The following is an 18445-nucleotide window of genomic DNA, read 5'->3' on the forward strand; positions in this document are numbered from 1 at the left end:
AATCGTTCTACTCTATTGATTATTTCTTTTTTGTGTCATGAGTAAGTAAAGACCCTCTTTTTGAATGTGGATACGATGAAATACAATTTGCACTAACTGGTGTTGGGAAAACTATATCAGATATTCGAAATTAAGATAAGAAGGCTATTTTTTTAAATAAGCTTTAGAAAATTAAAGTGGAGGTAAGTCCTACAAAGTAGCCATGATTGGCTATTGGTTTGTAGCATGCTTTGGAATTACTCCAATTAGCTGAAGAACGAACTTTAAGCTCCTTACTCATGAGTGCTATTCGGCTGCAGCAACTCAGCAATAATTTCAAAATTGCGTAGTCGATCTGTATGTCTGTACATTTGTGTCGTAAGAATGATCTCATTGGCTGACGTTTCCTGCAATAATTTCTCCATGCGATTCCTTATCGTATCTCGATCTCCAATGACGAGTGTGCGGAATAATGGACTATACTCGATCATTTGAATCTCATCCTTGGTAGCGACCTGGTTCATATCTTGAACCGGTGGCTGTATTGGAGCCATTCGTCCTTTGTAGGAACTCAAAAACAGCTGCTTTTGCGTTGAAGACAAGTATTGTGCCTGATCAATCGTATCCGCAATTGTGACATTCATGCTTACCATTACGTAAGGTTCACTTAGGACGCTTGAAGGTTGGAACAACTCCCGGTACAATTTTACTGCTTCTACAGTGTAGTCAGATGAGAAATGACCTGCGAAAGAAAACGGCAAGCCTAACTTCGCGGCAAGCCGGGCATTATAATCGCTGGAGCCTAATAGCCAGATGGGAACTTCAAGTCCATCACCAGGGTATGCGCGAACTTTCGCCGAATCATCGTCATCATTAAAATATCCTCTTAGTTCTTGTAGCATTTTTGAAAAGTCATCTCCGTGTTTTGAGAGTCGTCGAACGGCAGCGAATGCCGCCGAGTCCCCACCAGGCCCGCGTCCGAGGCCGAGATCAATGCGGCCGGGATACATCGACTCTAATGTCCCGAACTGCTCGGCAACCATTAATGGAGCATGGTTGTTCAGCATAATGCCCCCGGATCCGACTCGAATTCGTTTGGTTGCAGCCGCGATATGGCCGATTACTAGAGATGTCGCCGCGCTTGCCACGGAAGGCATATTGTGGTGCTCAGTAAACCAGATTCGGTTATAACCCCAATCTTCGGCCTTTTGCGCCAATTCAACGCTTTCTAAGAATGATTTTCGTGCTGTTCCGCCGGCTGAAATGTTGCTCGTGTCAAGGATGGATAATGGAACACCTTGAAACATTTTAACAGCTGTCATTAGAACCCTCTCCTTTTTATACATGCGCCGCTTGATGAGCTGTATCGGTATTTTTGTTTTTACCTTTGCTGCTCACGAAACCTAAGATCATTGCGGCAATTGCGAAAAAGCCGCTTACGATTAGTGCCGTATGGAACCCAGCTATCATGGATTGACTAGCCGATGCATGATGCGATGCGGTAACCGAAGTCGCGATGCTAGCCAGAATGGACAAGCCTAGACTGCCCCCCAACTGAATGAACGTATTTACAATTCCGCCTGCAATACCATGTTCTTCAGGTTTAACATCCTGAACCGAACCAACGATTACGGCCGTATACGACGCCCCGATCGACAAACCGAGTACAATAAACGCAGGAAGAATAAATGACCCATAATGTTTATCCATGCTCATCGTACTGAGCCAAAACATCCCGATCGCATTAATGGCCTGAGTGACGATCAACACTTTTTTCGCACCGAATTTACGCAAGAAAATCGGTGTAATTTGTGTGACGATAATCGATGTCAAACCGAGTGGCAAGAAAGCCAAACCGTTTTCCAATGCCGAAAAGCCGAGCGCATGGAAGTACAACGTAGAGAAATAGTTGAACCCCGTCAAATACGAAAACATCAAAAACCCGATAATATTGGATATGGCCAGCGAACGGAATTTGAAAAGACGAAGCGGCATCAATGGATTTTTTACGATTTTTTCGATCAAAATAAACAATACCAGTACCGCTAACCCGATAATCAACATGGTGATTTTCGCTGCGGACCAACTACCGCCGACGTCAGGCATCGAAATGCCATAGACCAGAATGAAGATCCCTGCCAATACCATAAGCAAACCGAGCCAATCCATCGATTGTTTTGCCGACTTAGGCGAAGGAGTCACTTTAACGAAAAGCAAACCTAGAATGAGCAAAATTCCCATCGGAACGTTCAGGTAGAATAAAGATCTCCAGCCTGCCGTTTCAGTCAATAAACCGCCTAAAATCGATCCGGAAGCCGCCCCAGCAGATGCTAATGCGCCGAAAATCCCGAAGGCTTTGTTACGCTGTGGTCCGGCCGGCAAATTGTTACTGATGAGCGACATCGCCGCCGGAATCGATAGCGCCGATCCAATGCCTTGAATCGCTCTGCTTGTAATCAGCCAAATCGGATTCATTGTCAAGGCTCCTGCGAGCGAAGCAAGTGCGAAGATGGAGAGACCGATCATCAACATTCGTTTTCTCCCAAACAAATCGCTCGCGCGCCCGCCAATCATCAAGAAAGTTGCAAAGGTAAGCACGTACGAAGTGACAATCCATTGTAAATCGTTGGCATTCATATGAAGAGCGGTTTGGATGGCCGGCAGCGCTACGGTTACGGTAGTTCCATTCATTACTTCGATAAATTGCGCTAAGCTGACAACGATAAGCAAAAACATATTTGCTTTTGAAATGCGATCATTCATTATATTTTTCACTCCATAATTTCATTTTTTTGAAAGCATCTTTTTCCCAATCTTCATGAATTTTTTTGTTGAATGTATAAGGATCGTAGCTATTTTTTTCTATTATTGAATGGATACATGATGCTCCCCCTCATTTTTTCCTGCATGATTTCAACCCCACTTCCTACTGCTTGATTGACCTTTGAATTGTGGAGAGTTACTATAAAAATCAAGCAGCGCACATGCGGACTGTGATCCGCTTCGAACAATAACAATATAACCGGACCGCAGTCCGGTTGTCAATATCATTTTGAAGGAGGTTTTTTGTGTTGGAGCGCAATCTACGGAAGGATGCCGAAGAGCGTAGACTGACGATAATTGATACGGCGGCTAAGTTGTTCGCTGAGTATGGTGTCGAGAACGTTAGTATGCGGCAAATCGCGAGAGAAGCTGGCGTCGGGCAAGGAACCTTGTACAGAAGCTACACGAATAAGAGTGATTTATGTTGGGATTTGATTGGGGAAAGCTGTATTCAAAGTCGAAAAAAAATAGAACAATATCTTTCAAGGAATGCATCGAGTTCTTTAAAAGAACGTCTAATTAACGTGCTCGACTTGCACTTGGAATTGTTGGATACCCACTCTGACATCCTTGCTATTATTCAAAACAATCACAATACAGAGACAGGTAGAAATACATCCTCTAAAGAGGATTATGACTCCATTCATTCCATCCTAGTTAAACTGCTCCAGGAGTACAACGAATTGAATGTCTATCATTCCATAGATCCAATTTTTAGTGCGGATGCGATGTTGTCAACGATTAGTGCGGAGGTTTACCTGTTTTTTAAAGAACAACGTGGTTATTCATCCGAGGAAATTAAATCAAACTTTTTCAAGACTTATATTGAAACGTTATTCTCAAAGCAAACGATTTAATTAGAGTAAGCACGTCCTAGCTACAGTCAGAAACTAAATACCCGAAGGCACATATCGTCTCGGAAATTATAAAAGTTACCCCTAAAGCGCTATATTAGAGCGACTTAAGGGGTAACTTTTTTAAAGCTGAAGTATAACTACCATAATACCTATGAGACATTAACCTCAAACTGAATTCATCAATTCCAAGCAATCCTTTGTCGAGCAATTTATTACAGTATCCAAAGGGATAACTTTCTCGATCGATGGAATACTGATGGAATGCTGATACGATAACCCAAACTATTGTTTACTTTTCTAAAGTTACTTTAAATAATTAGCCTTCTTACAATAATAATAATGAACTGCTATAGTTGTGTCCAAGGGAGCGATACTCCACTCCCACATCTTGAATGAAAAGAGAGGTTTTCCTTATGTAGCGCAGAAAAAACTTCATTCACATTTGGATTTGATCCATATGAATATATATTTTAGGCTTAGATCATTTAGTGAAGTGAAAGCTTAATAAGTAAATTTCGATCATTTAATCGACTTAGCTGGAAGAGAAATCATTGCAATACTATACAAACTAATAATAAAAAAGGACGTGGATTATATGACAACTCAAGAACTAGTAGTAAAAATTGAAGAACTAGAAGCGAAACTCCAAATGCTGGAGGATAATGAACAAATAAAACAACTCAAAGCGCGGTTTTTCCGGTTTGTTGATGAAAAAAAATGGAAAGAATTTGGTGAGCTCTTTACATCAGACGCTCAATTAGTTTCACAAGGCCAAGATTTCTCTCAGCTCGGAGGTGCAGGTTACGGAAAAATGATTGATGACGTTGTCGGTAAAGCACCAACGGTTCACCACGGCCATATGCCTGAAATTCAAATTGTTGATAAGGAAAATGCGAATGGGGTTTGGGCTATGGAGGATTTATTGACTTTCCCTGACGCGGAGAACGCATATCCGGGGCATAACGGGTATGGCCAATACCGTGAAACTTATCGCAAAGAAAATGGTGTTTGGAAAATCAGTAGCACGGTATTAACTCGCTTCCGTATGGACCCTCTAAAAAATTGGGATCCGAATACAGATCCTGTGACCGGACAGCCTGTAACTAATAATTAAATTGTCTTCTTAACCGTTTGCGGTCTGCTCAAAAACGATGTCATCGGGATTGTCTCGAAAGAAATGATCAATTTAAATCCAGCCCGTTACTTGAGAAACGGCAGCCTTTACCGGCTGCCGTTTCATTTTGTTTAGGTCAAGGATTAGAAACAAATCGGTTTATCCCTAGAAGCTCAGGACGATAATCTCGCGGCTTGCCGCTGGAAATCCAAACATTAGTACGCCCTTCTTAAGTTTTTCACACTGTGCTGTAATTTCTGTTATCATTTCACTCACTTAATCAATCACTCCTCTCGTTGGGCCTGAGCAATCTGTTCATTGATGATCTTTACATAATCAGCTTTGCCAGCGGTCACATCTTTCATTAACGAATCATAGTAGTCAATAGCCTATTTTTATTGATTTTTTGATTTATTGGAGGTGATTGTTCAGCCTCGAATTAAAATTTAGAGAACGGAATGACGAATTCAAGCATCCCTTGCGCATTTGGCAAGATTTCGCCTGGAGTGAAGTAAATGACAACGCCGTTGTGGCTTAAGAAGAAATCACGATTAGCTTCGATCGTTTGGAAAGGCGTCAGCAAAGTTAGCTTACGATCTTTGATTTGATAGCCCATCCGTTCTAAGACGAAACGAAGCGGAAGGTACGTCGTATTGTCTTGCATGATAACGCGAGTGCCGTCAATGATTTGCCCATTTAGAGTAACGGTACTTTTCTTAAAGGCAAAGCCCTTGTGTTGAATATTCACTCAAGTTAAATGACGATACAACGTGTTGAAAGGTTACATTCGTTCTCTTTACAAGTCCTCGATGAGTTTCTTAAAAAAGAAAACGAGCCATTCTCGGACACCTGATGCCCGGAATGACTCGGTTTCTGGACAGAAAGTAGTTTCTCATTGTTTCCCATTTGCTCGAATATCGGTGAGGAAGAACCGATTACTTCCTCGTATTCGTCGGTTACATCGCAAACTTTGAACCAATAAGTTGTTCGCTTAACTGCCATAAACGTTCAGCTGCTTCGGGAGCCATTGCCCACTCAAACACGCCGGGAGTATGTGGCGTATCTGTCATAACCGCTATGTCTCCGTTCTCGCAGTAAACGCCTCCTTTTCCTTCAAGCTGAGGATGGACTGCGCACCATACTAATGTGGCTGCTCCTTCTTGTATCGTTTTAATTTCATCGTTATATTCGCTAAAAGCACGTTCGCCGTGTTCGTTTATCGCACCCATTGCACGTAATTCATCATCCGTTAAATGACGGGCCAAATCCGTCACGATCGTCCCCGGATGAACAGAAAAAGCGCGTACTCCATGAGGTTCTCCGCGCTTGTCCATCGCAACAGCAAATAATGCGTTCGCTGTCTTGGATTTAGCATACGCTAGCCATTTGTCATACTCACGAGTATTGAAGTTAGGATCTTCGAAATCAAAGCTGCTGAGCTGCAGGGCACGAGACGATACAGAAACGATCCTTGCGCCTCTGGCCTTCTTAAGTGCCGGCCATAACCTTAACACAAGCTGAAAATGTCCCAAATGATTGGTAGCCAGCTGGGACTCGAACCCCCGCGCATCGCGAACAAGCGGAGCAGCCATTATGCCTGCTGCATTAATAAGTATGTGCAAGGACCGGTCGGAAGTAAGAAAACGTTTTGCAAACCCATCGATAGACTCCGGATCCATAAGGTCTACGCGTTCCAGCTCCACACCTGGCACTCCTTCAAGTGCCGTCCTGGCTTTTTCCGGTGAGCGAGCGGGTACGATTACCTTTGCCCCTGCGGTTGCAAGGGCTTTGACTGCTTCAAGGCCAAGTCCTGAATAACCCCCAGTTACAATAGCAATCTTACCAGTCAGATCCTGTCCTTTAATTACCATCTGGGCAGTCGTTCTTGGCCCGAAGCCGGAGAATAGAGGTGTTTGAAGCTCGGAGTGCTTTTGAATCGTCATAGGTGTAACCTCCATGTTCTTAGAATTTAAGGGATAATCTAGGGCTATTCGTGCCTCAAGGACAACTATAACAGCTCTGTTTTTATTTCATAAGAAGGCACTTTTTTTAAATATGCTTTATAAAAATAAACTGCGTTTTAATGTTCGAATAAGGTATTCAATCGGCGTCAGCTTTTTTAATTTAATTTGAGTTCTAGTCTCGTTGTAAAATATAATGCACGATTCGCCTTTGTGCCTCTTCAATACTTCGTAAATTATTCGTTTGTTGTGCCACCTCCATCATTCGTACCCGTGCCGTCAAGCGGACCGGTCGGGTTCGTTTTAATTTGCTGCAGGAGAACATCACCTTGTGTTTGCCACGATTTGAGTGCCTCTTCGACGGATTTCTTCTTCTCTAGCACATCCAGAATCAACGGCTGCGCCAGCTGACGAACCTGGCAGCACAGTCGACAGCGCCATCGCCGATGCCTTCAATACCTGTTTCTTCTTTGATCTTACTTGTTTCTTCATATTATTAATCCTCCAATAATATGCGCGGTTCGATGATGACTAGCGTATCCGGTTCAAATTAAGATGCCATTGCTTTGGCTAGCAAGGAATGCTTGATATGGTTTATTTTATTTTTTGTTTCTGAAGATGTTGGGTTTGCAGAAAAAATGCATTATTTTGAATAATTCAATTAGAGTTTGAGTAGCTGCTTGCTGGGCCAAAGTTTTATTTTCCAGCTCTCCATCATCCCAAAAGAGCTTCCTCCTATTGGATTCCTTTCTTACTATGATTTCAATAGCTGTATTTAATCAGCGAACCAGGCCCGCGCTAATGACAAATTCACTTATGGCACCGGAAAACGATTCCGGCTTCTCCACATGTCCCATATGCCCGCATTCACTGATGACTACAAGCTGCGATTCTGGAATTGCTGCCGACATCTCGTTGGCCCATCTTGTCCCACAGATGAAGTCATGTTCTCCGACCAAGATGAGCGTTGGTGTCTTGATCGTATTCATGACATCACGCACATCCCAATTCGTTGGTTTTCGATTTGGATCAATGGTTGCGTCTATAGAAGCTTTCCAGTCATCGAAATGCTGAGGCATGTTCCAATAGTCGCCGAAGTAAGCGGGCAGCAGTCTTTGCATGACGCCAAGGAATGAATCTCTGTCATGGATGGATATTGCGCCAGTCCCCATTTCCGCCCAAGCCTGCTTTGCTTCCTGGGCTTCCGGCTGGTTCAACCACCGCTGTGCAAAGAGATCCATTTGCTTGGTCGCTTCAATACCCAAATCTTTCCCATTGCAAGGCGCTCCGTCATAAACGATCAGCCTTGAGAGCTCATTCGGATAATCGATCGCATATTGAAGCCCAACAAAACCGCCATGCGAATGCCCTAGAAAATAACCATCCAGTGCCCCTGCATGCTCGAGCACCTTTCGGGAGAAATAAGCATATTTGGACATACTGTATTCTCCATCCGGCAGCATTCCGGATTGACCTGTTCCGATCGGCTCTATATAAATAGTCGTCATAGACTTCTCCAGCAGAGGCATGCGTAAATAGTTCCAATGGAAACCGGGTCCTCCGGGATGTACAAGACAAATAGGTCCACTGCCTGCAACGTGGTAGGTCTGCCGTATTCCATCGATCATGATTTCGTGCGTACCGGGTGTTAGTGCATCGTTAATTGCCGAATTTAAAGGACTGCTATCTGAATTGTCCATGAACGTACCTTCTCTCTATTGTTTATGGAATACTTTTCTCATGTTCTATTGAACAGGGTCTACTATATCAGGTATAAATGTTCCTCATAAGAGGGCAATTTTTTTAAATATGCTTTATAAAAATAAAGTGGTGCTCTTTGATTCACTAAGTGCATTTGCTTTATTTACAATAATAATTGAGCATGTTATGTTTGCATGGAAGTATCATTTATTGAAACTTTGTTTTATACAATGAAACAAAAGGAGTGATGGTATGGATAAGAAGGAACGGGTGAAAGCCCAATTTGGAGCTAACGCTTCTAAGTATGTCGCGAGCTCACGCCATGCATCAGGCCAAGATTTGAACCTGCTACTCGAGTGGTCCCGAGAAGAAAATGCCGTGCAGGCGCTCGATATCGCGACCGGAGGCGGACATTGCGCCCTCGCACTGGCCTCCGTCGTCGGTGAAGTGACCACCCTGGATATTACGACCGAGATGCTGGAAGAAGCAGAAGCTTTTCTTACCGGGAAAGGATGCACGAATATCAAGTACGTTGTCGGGGACGCGGAGAACCTTCCTTTTGTCCAGGAACACTTCGATTTAATCGCCTGCCGCATCGCCGCTCATCACTTTCCTGACCCCGACAAGTTCGTTCAGGAAGCATGGCGCGTATTGAAGCGTGGAGGAAGCTTCATTCTGATGGACAACATCGCTCCGGAAGCGGATCGGATCGACATCCTCTATAATGATATTGAACAGCGACGGGATCCCAGCCACTTCCGCGCTTGGAAGAAAACAGAGTGGATCCGTCGCATCGAGCTGACCGGTTTCCAGGTGGAACAACTGTTGCAGACAGGCAAGCCGTTCGAATTCGCTGCCTGGTGCGCTCGAATGAATGTCTCTGAGCAGGTGCAGCAAGCGTTGCAATCGGATATGCTGAACTGGTCAGATTCTGATCAGCAGCAGCTTAAAGTCCGTAGCGAGAACGGCAAGCTGCTCAGCTTCGAGGGCAGCTACATGATGTTGAAGGCGCGGAAAAGATAAAGCACATTCAACTTGGAGCTATTCGCAGTTCCGTCCGAGCTAAACCTCACTGGCTCTCCTGCTTCAAAGCATCGATGATATTGACCTTCTTGACCTTGGAACTTGCGTACAACATCGCTGTACTGATGAGGACAAACACTGCAGCGATCATATAAAGCATGCTAATCCATGGAAGGTTAAAACCATAATGGAAACGGTTCATGAATGCTCTATAAATGAGGTACATCAGAGAAATTCCAAGCGGCAACCCGTAAGCCAGCGATTTGATTCCATAAAAAATGCTTTCGGAATGAATCATCTTATTGATGCCCTTGGACGTCATGCCCATCGATCTAAGCATGGCGATTTCTCTTGTCCTCAGAATCAGGCTGGTCGATATCGTATTAAATATCGTTGCGACTGAAATAATCGTGATTAATGTGACAAACCCGTAAGCGAATACTTTAAACAGCAACATAAGCTGTTCATCTCGCTGCCTGGCCTGATATTCATTACGTACGAAAACATGGCTAGCCATCTTTTCGATTTGGTGCTGGGTAACCAGCGGATCTTTACTGTCGAGGAACAGGCTCATGGATTGAACACCGCCGGGACCCTTGAGATGAAGGGATTCTAAGACGACCTCCGACATGACCAGCTTAAGTTTGACGGTGTTCCATGGCAGTGAGACGCCCATCGGCACTTGATCCGTCAAGGCTGCAAACCGCACGCTTGAAAGCTTATCGAATCCGAGTGTAATAGAATCACCCTTCTGAATATCTAGGACCCTAGACGCAATGAATTTATTAGATACACGATCCTCGAACGAGGACGTATTAATAACGATAGCGGATACCTTGTCGGGATTCCGCAAGGATCGAATATCCGCTCCCGTCCTTTTCGCAAAAGCTTGCAGTTGTTCGTCGCTCAAGCCATTCACTTCCACCGCATATGAATAGTTTCCCGATTGGGCAGGAAAGCCGTTATCGTCGAACCACTTTCGAACGGCTTCCGGCACGAGCGAGGAAGGAATCAAGCTATTGAAGGTATACCGGTGGATGAGACTGAATGCTGTCACATCGCGAAGTGAAACGAACGACTGGACTTGTCTCTTATCCAACGCCGGTCTCTCGACGGAGGGCTCAACCTGTATGTCATAATTGAGGCCTACTTTCGACAGCCGGAATGACTTCTCCAAATTAGCAGTGAAGAACGATACAGATAAGAAGAGCACAATGCTGATCATGAGAGACATGACCACGGTTCGGTAGCGACGATTGTTTCTTTTCAGGTTTTTCAACCCCAATTGAGCTTCAATGCCAAGCAAGTTTCTTACGAGTTTGGAGATTCTGACATCTTCGCCCTTTAGTTTAATATCCTTGGTCTGCCGAAGGGCATCGATGGCGGATATTCTGGATGCTCTTCGTGCGGGAAGATACATCGATATCCCGATCGTTAGTAGGGAGACCGCAACCGTAATCATGACGGATATTGGCGTAACCACAATCGTTAGGTCCTCATTAATGCCGAACACGCCTCGCATGCTTGCATTCACGCCTCTAAACGTAATCGCCATGCCCGCCAACCCGCACAGGAAGCCCAAAGGAATACTGATTAACCCCATAATTGTACCTTCAAAGAAAACAGCGTTCCTCTTCTGCCTCTTCGTCGCTCCTACGCTGGATAGCAGGCCCAAATAGCGGGAACGCTCAGAGACTGAAATTGCGAATGCGTTATAAATCAAAGTAATGGAACCTGCCATGATAATCCCGATGATAATCACGCTTAATGCTAGCAAGGTTGAGTTGGTTTGCGTATTACTAGTCACGCCTGAATATTGAAGCAATGGATCGTTAAAACCCACAAGGTCAACGTGAATTTGCTTCGCCAACGCTGCGGCATGTCCATATAAGGAACGGTCGAGCTTCGTTAGTACTACACTCGCATCCACAGTTTCCGCAGGCCTGAGCGTGTTCTCATCCAAATAAGTGAGAATCGTATACCCGGGAGCTTCTGCGGGCTCTAAGGCAGGACGGTCTATGATGCCCACTATGTTAAAGGTTTCCTGCTTCATGTGGACGAGAGTCTCTACCGATTTTCCATCTTCCATCCGTAACCGGGTGTTTTGCTTCAATACTTCGTGGAGCGAGTTTTCCTTGCTTATATCTTCCCTTTCCCCGACTTGAAGAGAAAGCCTTTCCCCTATCTTGAACGCAACCCCCGCTTTAGTAATAATTTCATTGGAAATGACTACCTCGTTAGGATGCAGGGGAAAGCGGCCTTGCTTGAGCTCCATAGGGAAGTTGCTAAAACCTACCTTATTATAGGCTTCGATGTACAAGTAAGGCTTATAAGCATTTTGCGATTCAGACAACGCAGTATAACCGAGGCTTTCGGTCAGAATGACTTCTTTCGTCTTGTTGTCCTTCTCGATAGCCCTTAGTTGATTCCGGGTTACATCATGATACCGCACATGCCACAAACCGTTGTTATCGATCGCTTGCTTCTTCATCAGTTCCTGAAAGGAAAAAAACAAGGTCGCTACCGCAGTTACCATCGCTACGGAGATCATCACGCCTATGACGGTAACCATAGTTCTCCGCTTATTCTGACGGAAGTGTCTTAAGGTTAATTTACTAACAATATTCATCGCCGGAGAACCTCGTCTTTCGCGATCTTCCCGTCTTCGATGGCAATAATGCGATCTGCCTGTAGGGCAATCCGTTCATCGTGCGTGATAACGATCAAGGTCTGTTTATACGTTCTATTCAGCATTTTCAGCAAATCGACAATTTCACCGCTGTTTTTGCTATCTAGGTTGCCCGTCGGTTCATCAGCCAAAATAATTGTCGGATTATTCATAAGCGCCCTGCCGATGGATACGCGCTGCTGCTGACCTCCGGACAGCTGGTTTGGCAGATGGCCCAGTCGCTGTCCAAGCCCTAATAAGCTCACCAATTCGTCGAATTTACGCTTATCGACTTTCTGCTCGTCCAACAGAAGCGGCAGCTGCATGTTTTCCTCCACGGTCAAAACAGGAAGCAGATTATAGAACTGGTAAATCAATCCGATCTGTCTGCGTCTGAAGATTGCCAATTGTGTCTCGTTCAATGTGTATATATCGATATCATCAATGAGCACCTTCCCGCCGGTTGGGCTGTCGACGCCTCCCAGCATATGCATCAATGTGGATTTGCCCGATCCGGACGGACCAACGATGGCGACGAACTCTCCTTTCTCAACTGACAAGGATATATCATCAAGCGCCTTAACGGAGGTATCCCCTCTTCCATATACTTTGGACAGTTGTTCTATTTTCAATATAGGCATGTAAGCTCCTCCAATCATGAATGAATAGATTCAGTATAGCTGTCCAAAGTGACGGTGGAGTGACTACGAAAGTGACGACTTGGTCACTTAAACCGCCACTAAGTGATTCGCTTGTAGAACCGGATACGGAACCGGGTTCCCTGACCCGGTTCGCTTGTTACGTAGATGTCGCCATTTTGATTCGATATGATGCTGTGAGCCAGTGACAATCCGATCCCTGCGCTGCTTTCCCCCGCGTCCTTCCCTTTATAGAACCGCTTGAAGATAAGCGGAAGTTCTTCCTTTACTATCCCCTTGCCTTGATCTGCGATGACAATCTCCGTGTACAGCGCGTTCTCTGAATAATGAATCATCAGTTCGCCACCTTCCGGCGTATGTTCCACGCAGTTTTTCAAAATATTGATCAACGCTTCCGACGTCCAGTTCAAATCGCCTGTGAAGGATACGCCATCCTCACCGGTTATGGATAAGACTTGTCCCTTGATGTCGATCGGAATCAGGACTGGCTGAATGGCTTTCAGGATCAATTCGCTTGCGCTGATACGGTCTGTTCTGAATCCCACGGTGCCTGCATCGATTTTGGATAGTTTTAGCAGAGAGGACACTAACCAGTCTATCCGTTCCAGTTGAACGCTGATTTTGCGGGTGAACTCGATTCGCCTCTCCTCCGGCATATTACGATCATTCAACAAATCGGTCATAGCCGTCATTGAAGTCAATGGCGTCTTGACCTGATGGGAAATATCCGAAATGGCATTCTTGAGGTAATCTTTATCTTTCAACAACAAAGCGTTCTGTTCGGATAGTCTGACAGTGACTTTGTAAATGTCGTTCTTTAGCAAGCTAAGCTCGCCTTCCTGATTATCTCGAACGTCCAACCCGTAATCGCCATTGCTGATTTGCTGCAAGTAGCTCGCCAATCCTGCGAGCTGCTTATATCTCCATTTCGTAAATATGAGGGAGTAGAAAATAAGAAGCGCAGCGGCCAAGAGAACGATCACCGAAGCTACAGTAGACAACAAAGCTGCTACTGCAGCTAAACTAAGACCGGTCAACGACATCGCCATCACCAAAATGCGAATTTCACGGTTTCGAAGTATCTCAATCACCTGCCTTATAACCTAAACCCCGAATCGTTCTTATGATTACAGGCTCTTTAGGGTCATCTTCGAGCTTCTCCCGCAGGCGCTTGATATAGACGGTTAACGTATTGTCGTTCACGAATTCCCCCGCAATGTCCCAGATCTGTTCCAGTAGTTGATTCCTGGAAAGCACTTGCCCTGAATGGTTTACGAAAATGAGCAGCAACCGATACTCCAGCGCCGTTAATTGAATTTCCCCGCCTTGTTTATATACTTTACCCTCCAAGGTATTTACTCGAATGTCGCCAAGTTCAATAACACTTTTACTTTGAGGAAGCTTCTGGTATCGGCGCATCACGGTCTTGATCCTCGAGATGAGTTCCCTTACCCGGAATGGCTTGGTGATATAATCGTCCCCTCCCATATCAAGCCCCATGACCACGTTCACTTCATCGTCTAAGGCTGTTAGGAAGATCACCGGAATATCCCGCTCCGCCTTGACTATTCGGCATAGCTCATAGCCGTTTCCATCAGGAAGCGTCACATCGAACAAACAGAGTGCCAACTCTCCGGCATGTTGCCTTATTGCTTCCTTAGCCGAAGCGACGTCAAAGCAAAGCACGGTTTGGAAATGCTCCTGCTGAAGGGAATATTCCAAGGCGGTGGTAATCGTCTTATCATCTTCAACCACTAAAATTTTCATGATTTGCACCTATCTCCTTTTGTAGCCTCGATAAATGAAAAGAAGGCCTTGAGGTTAAATCTCTTGGCCTTATTGTCATATTTGGTGAAAATTATACACGAGCCGGGATCTGGCAATAAAATGCGTGCTCGAGATCGTTGATATAGCCTTTGAATTCATACACTGGCTGATAAAATCCTTTGGTATCGTACACATAGGTCAGTCCGTACCCATTCACGACAAGCTTGTCACCTTTGTGAAATGACGCGTACATATAGAAATTACCGGATAGAATTTGCTCAAACGCCTGTTTAGGGGAGATGATCTCCAACTTGCGTTCAAATTTGTTCCAAATCATTTGATTAAATAAATCACTCAAAGTACCATCCTTAGCGAACTGCTCCATAATCATGCCAGAAACAAAATCGTTTTCCTTATGAGCGAGATCGTCAGGTGCCTTCGCGTCCCACCGCAAAATGTTCTTGTCTTGCACACTGAATATAGCCTTGGCAGGCAACAGACCGTTATGTGAAAACCATTGTTCCATGTCTTCCTTTAGTAGGGTTACCTGTTTTTCCGAGAGATTTACTCCATCGTCTCCAGTACTGAAGTGCCACCCGCCATCCTTAATCCCATAATTCAAGTCGGCTTGCCGGCCGTTTGATGTTGTGCCCATAAATATACGGTTGTCGTCGCCTCCTCGGCGAATTGCTTGGGAGAATTTCACAGCAAATTTCTCCGAAAGCTGCTCTGCAATATCTTTGCCTCGTTGCAAATGATTGGCATAGATATTCCGGTAAACCGATGCCATGCCTGTGTCCTCAGGCAAGAGCAGTTTATTTTCAATTGTCACTGCATGCATATCCTGCTTCGTTCCGGGAAGGATTGGCATGTTCCCAAATTCCTGCAATTGATACTTCATTAATGCTCCGCCAATCAAAGCACCGAACAAGGCGGGAATCATTACACTAAGCAGAATTGATTTGATCACAACGCGCTTCTGCCTAATACATTCCAGGATCGCCATGACGAAGAAGTACCCGGCCAGACCTCCGACCAAATTATGAAAAATGTCATCCAGTTCAAAAATGCCTTTCCCTGTAATGAGCTGAATAATCTCAATGCTGGCAGTCGTTAACAGAGTAACAAGGCAAGTCATCCAAAATGCCTGCGCTTTGCGCATGAGGATCGGCAGCAGCAAGCCCAAAGGAACGAACATTAGCATATTGAATAGAATCAACTGAAGTTCACTAATGGACCATTTATTCCATGCATTCACATAGCCGCTGAGTAAATCGGCGTTGATATCGCCAGTGAAGCTTGCGCCACGGCTGATTGTAGTTAAGCCCAATACAACTAAAAACCAGCCGACAAGGAGAGTGAGCACGACCCATTGGTTTTTGGTCATACTTCTTTTTCCCCTCAAGACTTTTTTATAGATCAAATAGCTGCCGACCAGCAGCACAAGGATACCTAGGCATCCAATCGTGGCGATGAATGCCCATTTGAGTAGTTCAGAAGAGATCGTAATTAAGTCCATATAGTCATCATTCTCCCTATTCTTTTTGACTTGCTCTTTTCTTGTCATTACTGAGAATTATACGTTCCGACAGTGACTATTGAGTGACTTCTATGTTACTAATTAGTCACTTCAATAGATTGAAGTGAAACTATATGGACTCCACTCTTTCCGATAAATAAAATAACCCCCGTCAAGGGGGGAGAATTTTGATTGTGCTCATGAGTGAGGTCAATAATCGTAATCGATCACCATGGCACGCGTCGCCTCCCGTTTCCAACGATTCTCCTCAAAATCGTCATGCATCGGATGCGCCGCATACGCCGCATACTCCTCCTGGCTGTCGAATACCATAGAAATTCCGTAATCCATATGGTTATTTGCTTTTAGCTTGAAAGCACGGAATTGCTTTACGCCTGGGATCATAGTCAGTTGCTGCTCTGCATCGCGCATGAATGCCTCGGCAGCATGCTTTGATTTGTAAGAACCGAGAATTCGATTAAGAAGCGGACTGCAATGCGCTCATTCGTATTGCGAATGCGAATCCGTGCCATGTGCATTTCCTTCCCCCTTTAGAGTTTTAAACATGCACTTCCTGAGGAACGGCATCTGTAATCTCGCTCTTGCCGCCGTTCATGAACGCAAGAATCAACGCAGCGATCGCAAAACATCCGCTTACGATTAATGCTGTATGGAAGCCCGATAATATGGCCTGATTTGCAGATTCATTTATTGCCGAAGCGGTAACCGTCGTCGCGATGGTCGCCAAAATAGACAAGCCCAAACTCCCCCCGAGCTGCAGGAACGTGTTCACGATACCGCCGGCAATTCCGTGCTCTTTAGGTTTTACATCCTGCAAGGAACCCGTGATAACGGCTGTAAAGGACGCGCCAATCGACAAACCGAGCACGATAAAGGCCGGGAGAATAAACGAGACGTAACTTTTATCCATATCCATAGTGCTTAGCCAGAACATTCCAATCGCGTTGATCAATTGCGTGACGATCAGGAGTCTTTGTGCCCCGAACTTACGCATGAAGAACGGCGTGATTTGCGTGACTATGATCGATGCCAAACCAAGTGGCAAGAAAGCCATGCCGGTAGCTAAAGACGAATAACCAAGCTCGTGGAAATACAGCGTCGAGAAATACATGAAGCCGGTCAAATAAGAATACATCAGAAATCCAATGATATTGGACGTGACAAGCGAGCGAAACTTGAACAGACGAAGCGGCATTAACGGATTCTTGGCGTAATTTTCAACCATTATGAACACGCCTACCAGCAATACTCCTGCAATCAACATGGTAATCTTCGCAGCCGACCAGCTGCCATCGACGTCCGGCATGGAGATGCCATAGACCAGAACGAAGATACCAGCCAGTACGGAAATCAATCCGAACCAGTCGATGGATTGTTTTTCGCCCTTTACGGCAGGACTTACTTTCACGAACATTAATCCGATGATGAGCAAGGTTCCGAGCGGCACATTCAAATAGAACAACGATCTCCAGCCAACTGAATCCGTTAGCAATCCGCCGACAATCGATCCGCCCGCAGCTCCCGCTGACCCTAAGGCGCCGAAAATCCCGAACGCTTTGTTGCGCTGCGGTCCGACCGGGAAATTGTTACTTATGAGTGACATCGCCGCGGGAATGGAAAGAGCCGCCCCGATTCCTTGAATCGCCCTACTGGCAATCAGCCAGACCGGACCAGTCGCCAATGCGCCAGCCAAAGAAGATAACGCAAAGATTGACAAACCCATGATTAAAACGCGTTTTCTTCCAAGCAAATCGCTTGCCCGTCCTCCAATCATCAGAAAACAAGCGAACGTCAGCACATAAGAAGTGACGATCCATTGCAAATCGTTCGCCTGCATGTGAAGCGCCGTTTGAATGGAAGGCAGCGCGACGGTTACGGTCGAACCATTCATAACCTCGATAAATTGGGCAAAACAAACAATAATCAACAACAACATATTCGCTTTCGATATACGATCACTCACTATTTCTCCACTCCTATAGTTATCTATTTATCTATGATGAATCTGAGGAACGTTACATCCGCTCGTCCTGTTTAACCTTGATCATGTAAATTGCATAGCCGATCTTAGGATCCGATGCATGATAAGGGAATGCCCTGAAACGATTTTGCGCAAGATATATCCATAATAAATTATCCTCAATTTGTTGAACGCTTTGGTTAATCTGCAAACGGGAAGAAGTGTTCAATCATTTCCCATAAGGTGTTGGGAAGCTATAACTCCTGTCGGTCGCTGCGGGCGGTTCGAAAATAAATTTGTAAACTTTTGTCATTTCTAATTCCCCCAATAGTACTGAATAATTGCACGAACTAGGATTTCTGACAGGCTGCAATGCACCTTTTGAATACGGAA

The 18445-nt window shown here is 45.0% G+C and carries 17 protein-coding genes; 3 read left to right on the top strand and 14 right to left on the bottom strand.

Annotated elements, in window-relative coordinates; translation table 11 throughout:
* Nucleotides 1-272 precede the first annotated feature (272 nt).
* Nucleotides 273-1301, bottom strand: coding sequence for an LLM class flavin-dependent oxidoreductase (locus AC0YNS_RS05760; protein WP_475780039.1), 1029 nt, complete (start codon nucleotides 1299-1301; stop codon nucleotides 273-275).
* Between the two features lie 16 nt (nucleotides 1302-1317).
* Nucleotides 1318-2742 carry an MFS transporter gene (locus AC0YNS_RS05765; RefSeq protein ID WP_475780040.1) on the bottom strand — a complete coding sequence of 475 codons (1425 nt, stop codon included), beginning with the start codon at nucleotides 2740-2742 and terminating at the stop codon, nucleotides 1318-1320.
* A gap of 308 nt (nucleotides 2743-3050) precedes the next feature.
* Here AC0YNS_RS05765 and AC0YNS_RS05770 point away from each other — a divergent pair, with 308 nt between their 5' ends.
* Both AC0YNS_RS05770 and AC0YNS_RS05775 read left to right on the top strand, forming a co-directional pair.
* On the top strand, nucleotides 3051-3659 hold the full coding sequence (locus AC0YNS_RS05770) for a TetR/AcrR family transcriptional regulator (protein ID WP_475780041.1): 609 nt from the start codon (nucleotides 3051-3053) through the stop codon (nucleotides 3657-3659).
* A gap of 595 nt (nucleotides 3660-4254) precedes the next feature.
* Nucleotides 4255-4773 (top strand): nuclear transport factor 2 family protein, encoded by a 519-nt coding sequence (locus tag AC0YNS_RS05775; RefSeq protein ID WP_475780042.1) that lies wholly within the window; start codon nucleotides 4255-4257, stop codon nucleotides 4771-4773.
* Nucleotides 4774-5212: 439 nt separating this feature from the next.
* On the opposite strand, the gene AC0YNS_RS05780 is transcribed toward AC0YNS_RS05775, so the two are convergent.
* The 4 genes from AC0YNS_RS05780 to AC0YNS_RS05795 form a co-directional block, all read right to left on the bottom strand.
* The gene (locus AC0YNS_RS05780) at nucleotides 5213-5521 is read right to left on the bottom strand and encodes a DUF3298 domain-containing protein (RefSeq protein WP_475780043.1); all 309 of its coding nucleotides are present in this window, start codon (nucleotides 5519-5521) and stop codon (nucleotides 5213-5215) included.
* Between the two features lie 208 nt (nucleotides 5522-5729).
* Entirely contained in the window at nucleotides 5730-6716 is a 987-nt protein-coding gene (locus AC0YNS_RS05785; RefSeq protein WP_475780044.1) for an oxidoreductase, read from the bottom strand.
* Nucleotides 6717-6970: 254 nt separating this feature from the next.
* Complete coding sequence (locus tag AC0YNS_RS05790) at nucleotides 6971-7129, bottom strand: hypothetical protein (RefSeq protein WP_475780045.1); 159 nt, start codon at nucleotides 7127-7129, stop codon at nucleotides 6971-6973.
* 384 nt (nucleotides 7130-7513) lie between these two features.
* The gene (locus AC0YNS_RS05795) at nucleotides 7514-8434 is read right to left on the bottom strand and encodes an alpha/beta fold hydrolase (protein WP_475780046.1); all 921 of its coding nucleotides are present in this window, start codon (nucleotides 8432-8434) and stop codon (nucleotides 7514-7516) included.
* A gap of 253 nt (nucleotides 8435-8687) precedes the next feature.
* Between AC0YNS_RS05795 and AC0YNS_RS05800 the strand changes: the two genes are divergently transcribed.
* Nucleotides 8688-9458: a class I SAM-dependent methyltransferase gene (locus tag AC0YNS_RS05800; RefSeq protein WP_475780047.1), complete on the top strand. Its 771-nt coding sequence runs from the start codon at nucleotides 8688-8690 to the stop codon at nucleotides 9456-9458.
* A gap of 46 nt (nucleotides 9459-9504) precedes the next feature.
* Here the strand turns inward: AC0YNS_RS05800 and AC0YNS_RS05805 are convergent, their stop codons facing one another.
* From AC0YNS_RS05805 to AC0YNS_RS05840, 8 genes are all read right to left on the bottom strand, one after another.
* Nucleotides 9505-12030, bottom strand: a complete 2526-nt coding sequence (locus AC0YNS_RS05805) for an ABC transporter permease (protein ID WP_475780048.1) — start codon at nucleotides 12028-12030, stop codon at nucleotides 9505-9507.
* A 53-nt stretch (nucleotides 12031-12083) separates the two neighbouring features.
* On the bottom strand, nucleotides 12084-12767 hold the full coding sequence (locus AC0YNS_RS05810) for an ABC transporter ATP-binding protein (protein WP_475780049.1): 684 nt from the start codon (nucleotides 12765-12767) through the stop codon (nucleotides 12084-12086).
* Between the two features lie 98 nt (nucleotides 12768-12865).
* Nucleotides 12866-13867 carry a sensor histidine kinase gene (locus AC0YNS_RS05815; RefSeq protein ID WP_475780115.1) on the bottom strand — a complete coding sequence of 334 codons (1002 nt, stop codon included), beginning with the start codon at nucleotides 13865-13867 and terminating at the stop codon, nucleotides 12866-12868.
* Between the two features lies 1 nt (nucleotide 13868).
* Complete coding sequence (locus tag AC0YNS_RS05820; protein ID WP_475780050.1) at nucleotides 13869-14552, bottom strand: response regulator transcription factor; 684 nt, start codon at nucleotides 14550-14552, stop codon at nucleotides 13869-13871.
* Nucleotides 14553-14643: 91 nt separating this feature from the next.
* The gene (locus tag AC0YNS_RS05825) at nucleotides 14644-16071 is read right to left on the bottom strand and encodes a VanZ family protein (protein WP_475780051.1); all 1428 of its coding nucleotides are present in this window, start codon (nucleotides 16069-16071) and stop codon (nucleotides 14644-14646) included.
* Nucleotides 16072-16281: 210 nt separating this feature from the next.
* Entirely contained in the window at nucleotides 16282-16476 is a 195-nt protein-coding gene (locus tag AC0YNS_RS05830; RefSeq protein ID WP_475780052.1) for a Dabb family protein, read from the bottom strand.
* Between the two features lie 2 nt (nucleotides 16477-16478).
* The gene (locus tag AC0YNS_RS05835; RefSeq protein ID WP_475780053.1) at nucleotides 16479-16604 is read right to left on the bottom strand and encodes a hypothetical protein; all 126 of its coding nucleotides are present in this window, start codon (nucleotides 16602-16604) and stop codon (nucleotides 16479-16481) included.
* Nucleotides 16605-16630: 26 nt separating this feature from the next.
* Nucleotides 16631-18055, bottom strand: coding sequence for an MFS transporter (locus AC0YNS_RS05840; protein ID WP_475780054.1), 1425 nt, complete (start codon nucleotides 18053-18055; stop codon nucleotides 16631-16633).
* Between the last annotated feature and the right edge of the window lie 390 nt (nucleotides 18056-18445).

The sequence above is a fragment of the Paenibacillus sp. J22FR21 genome (genome assembly GCF_056269135.1).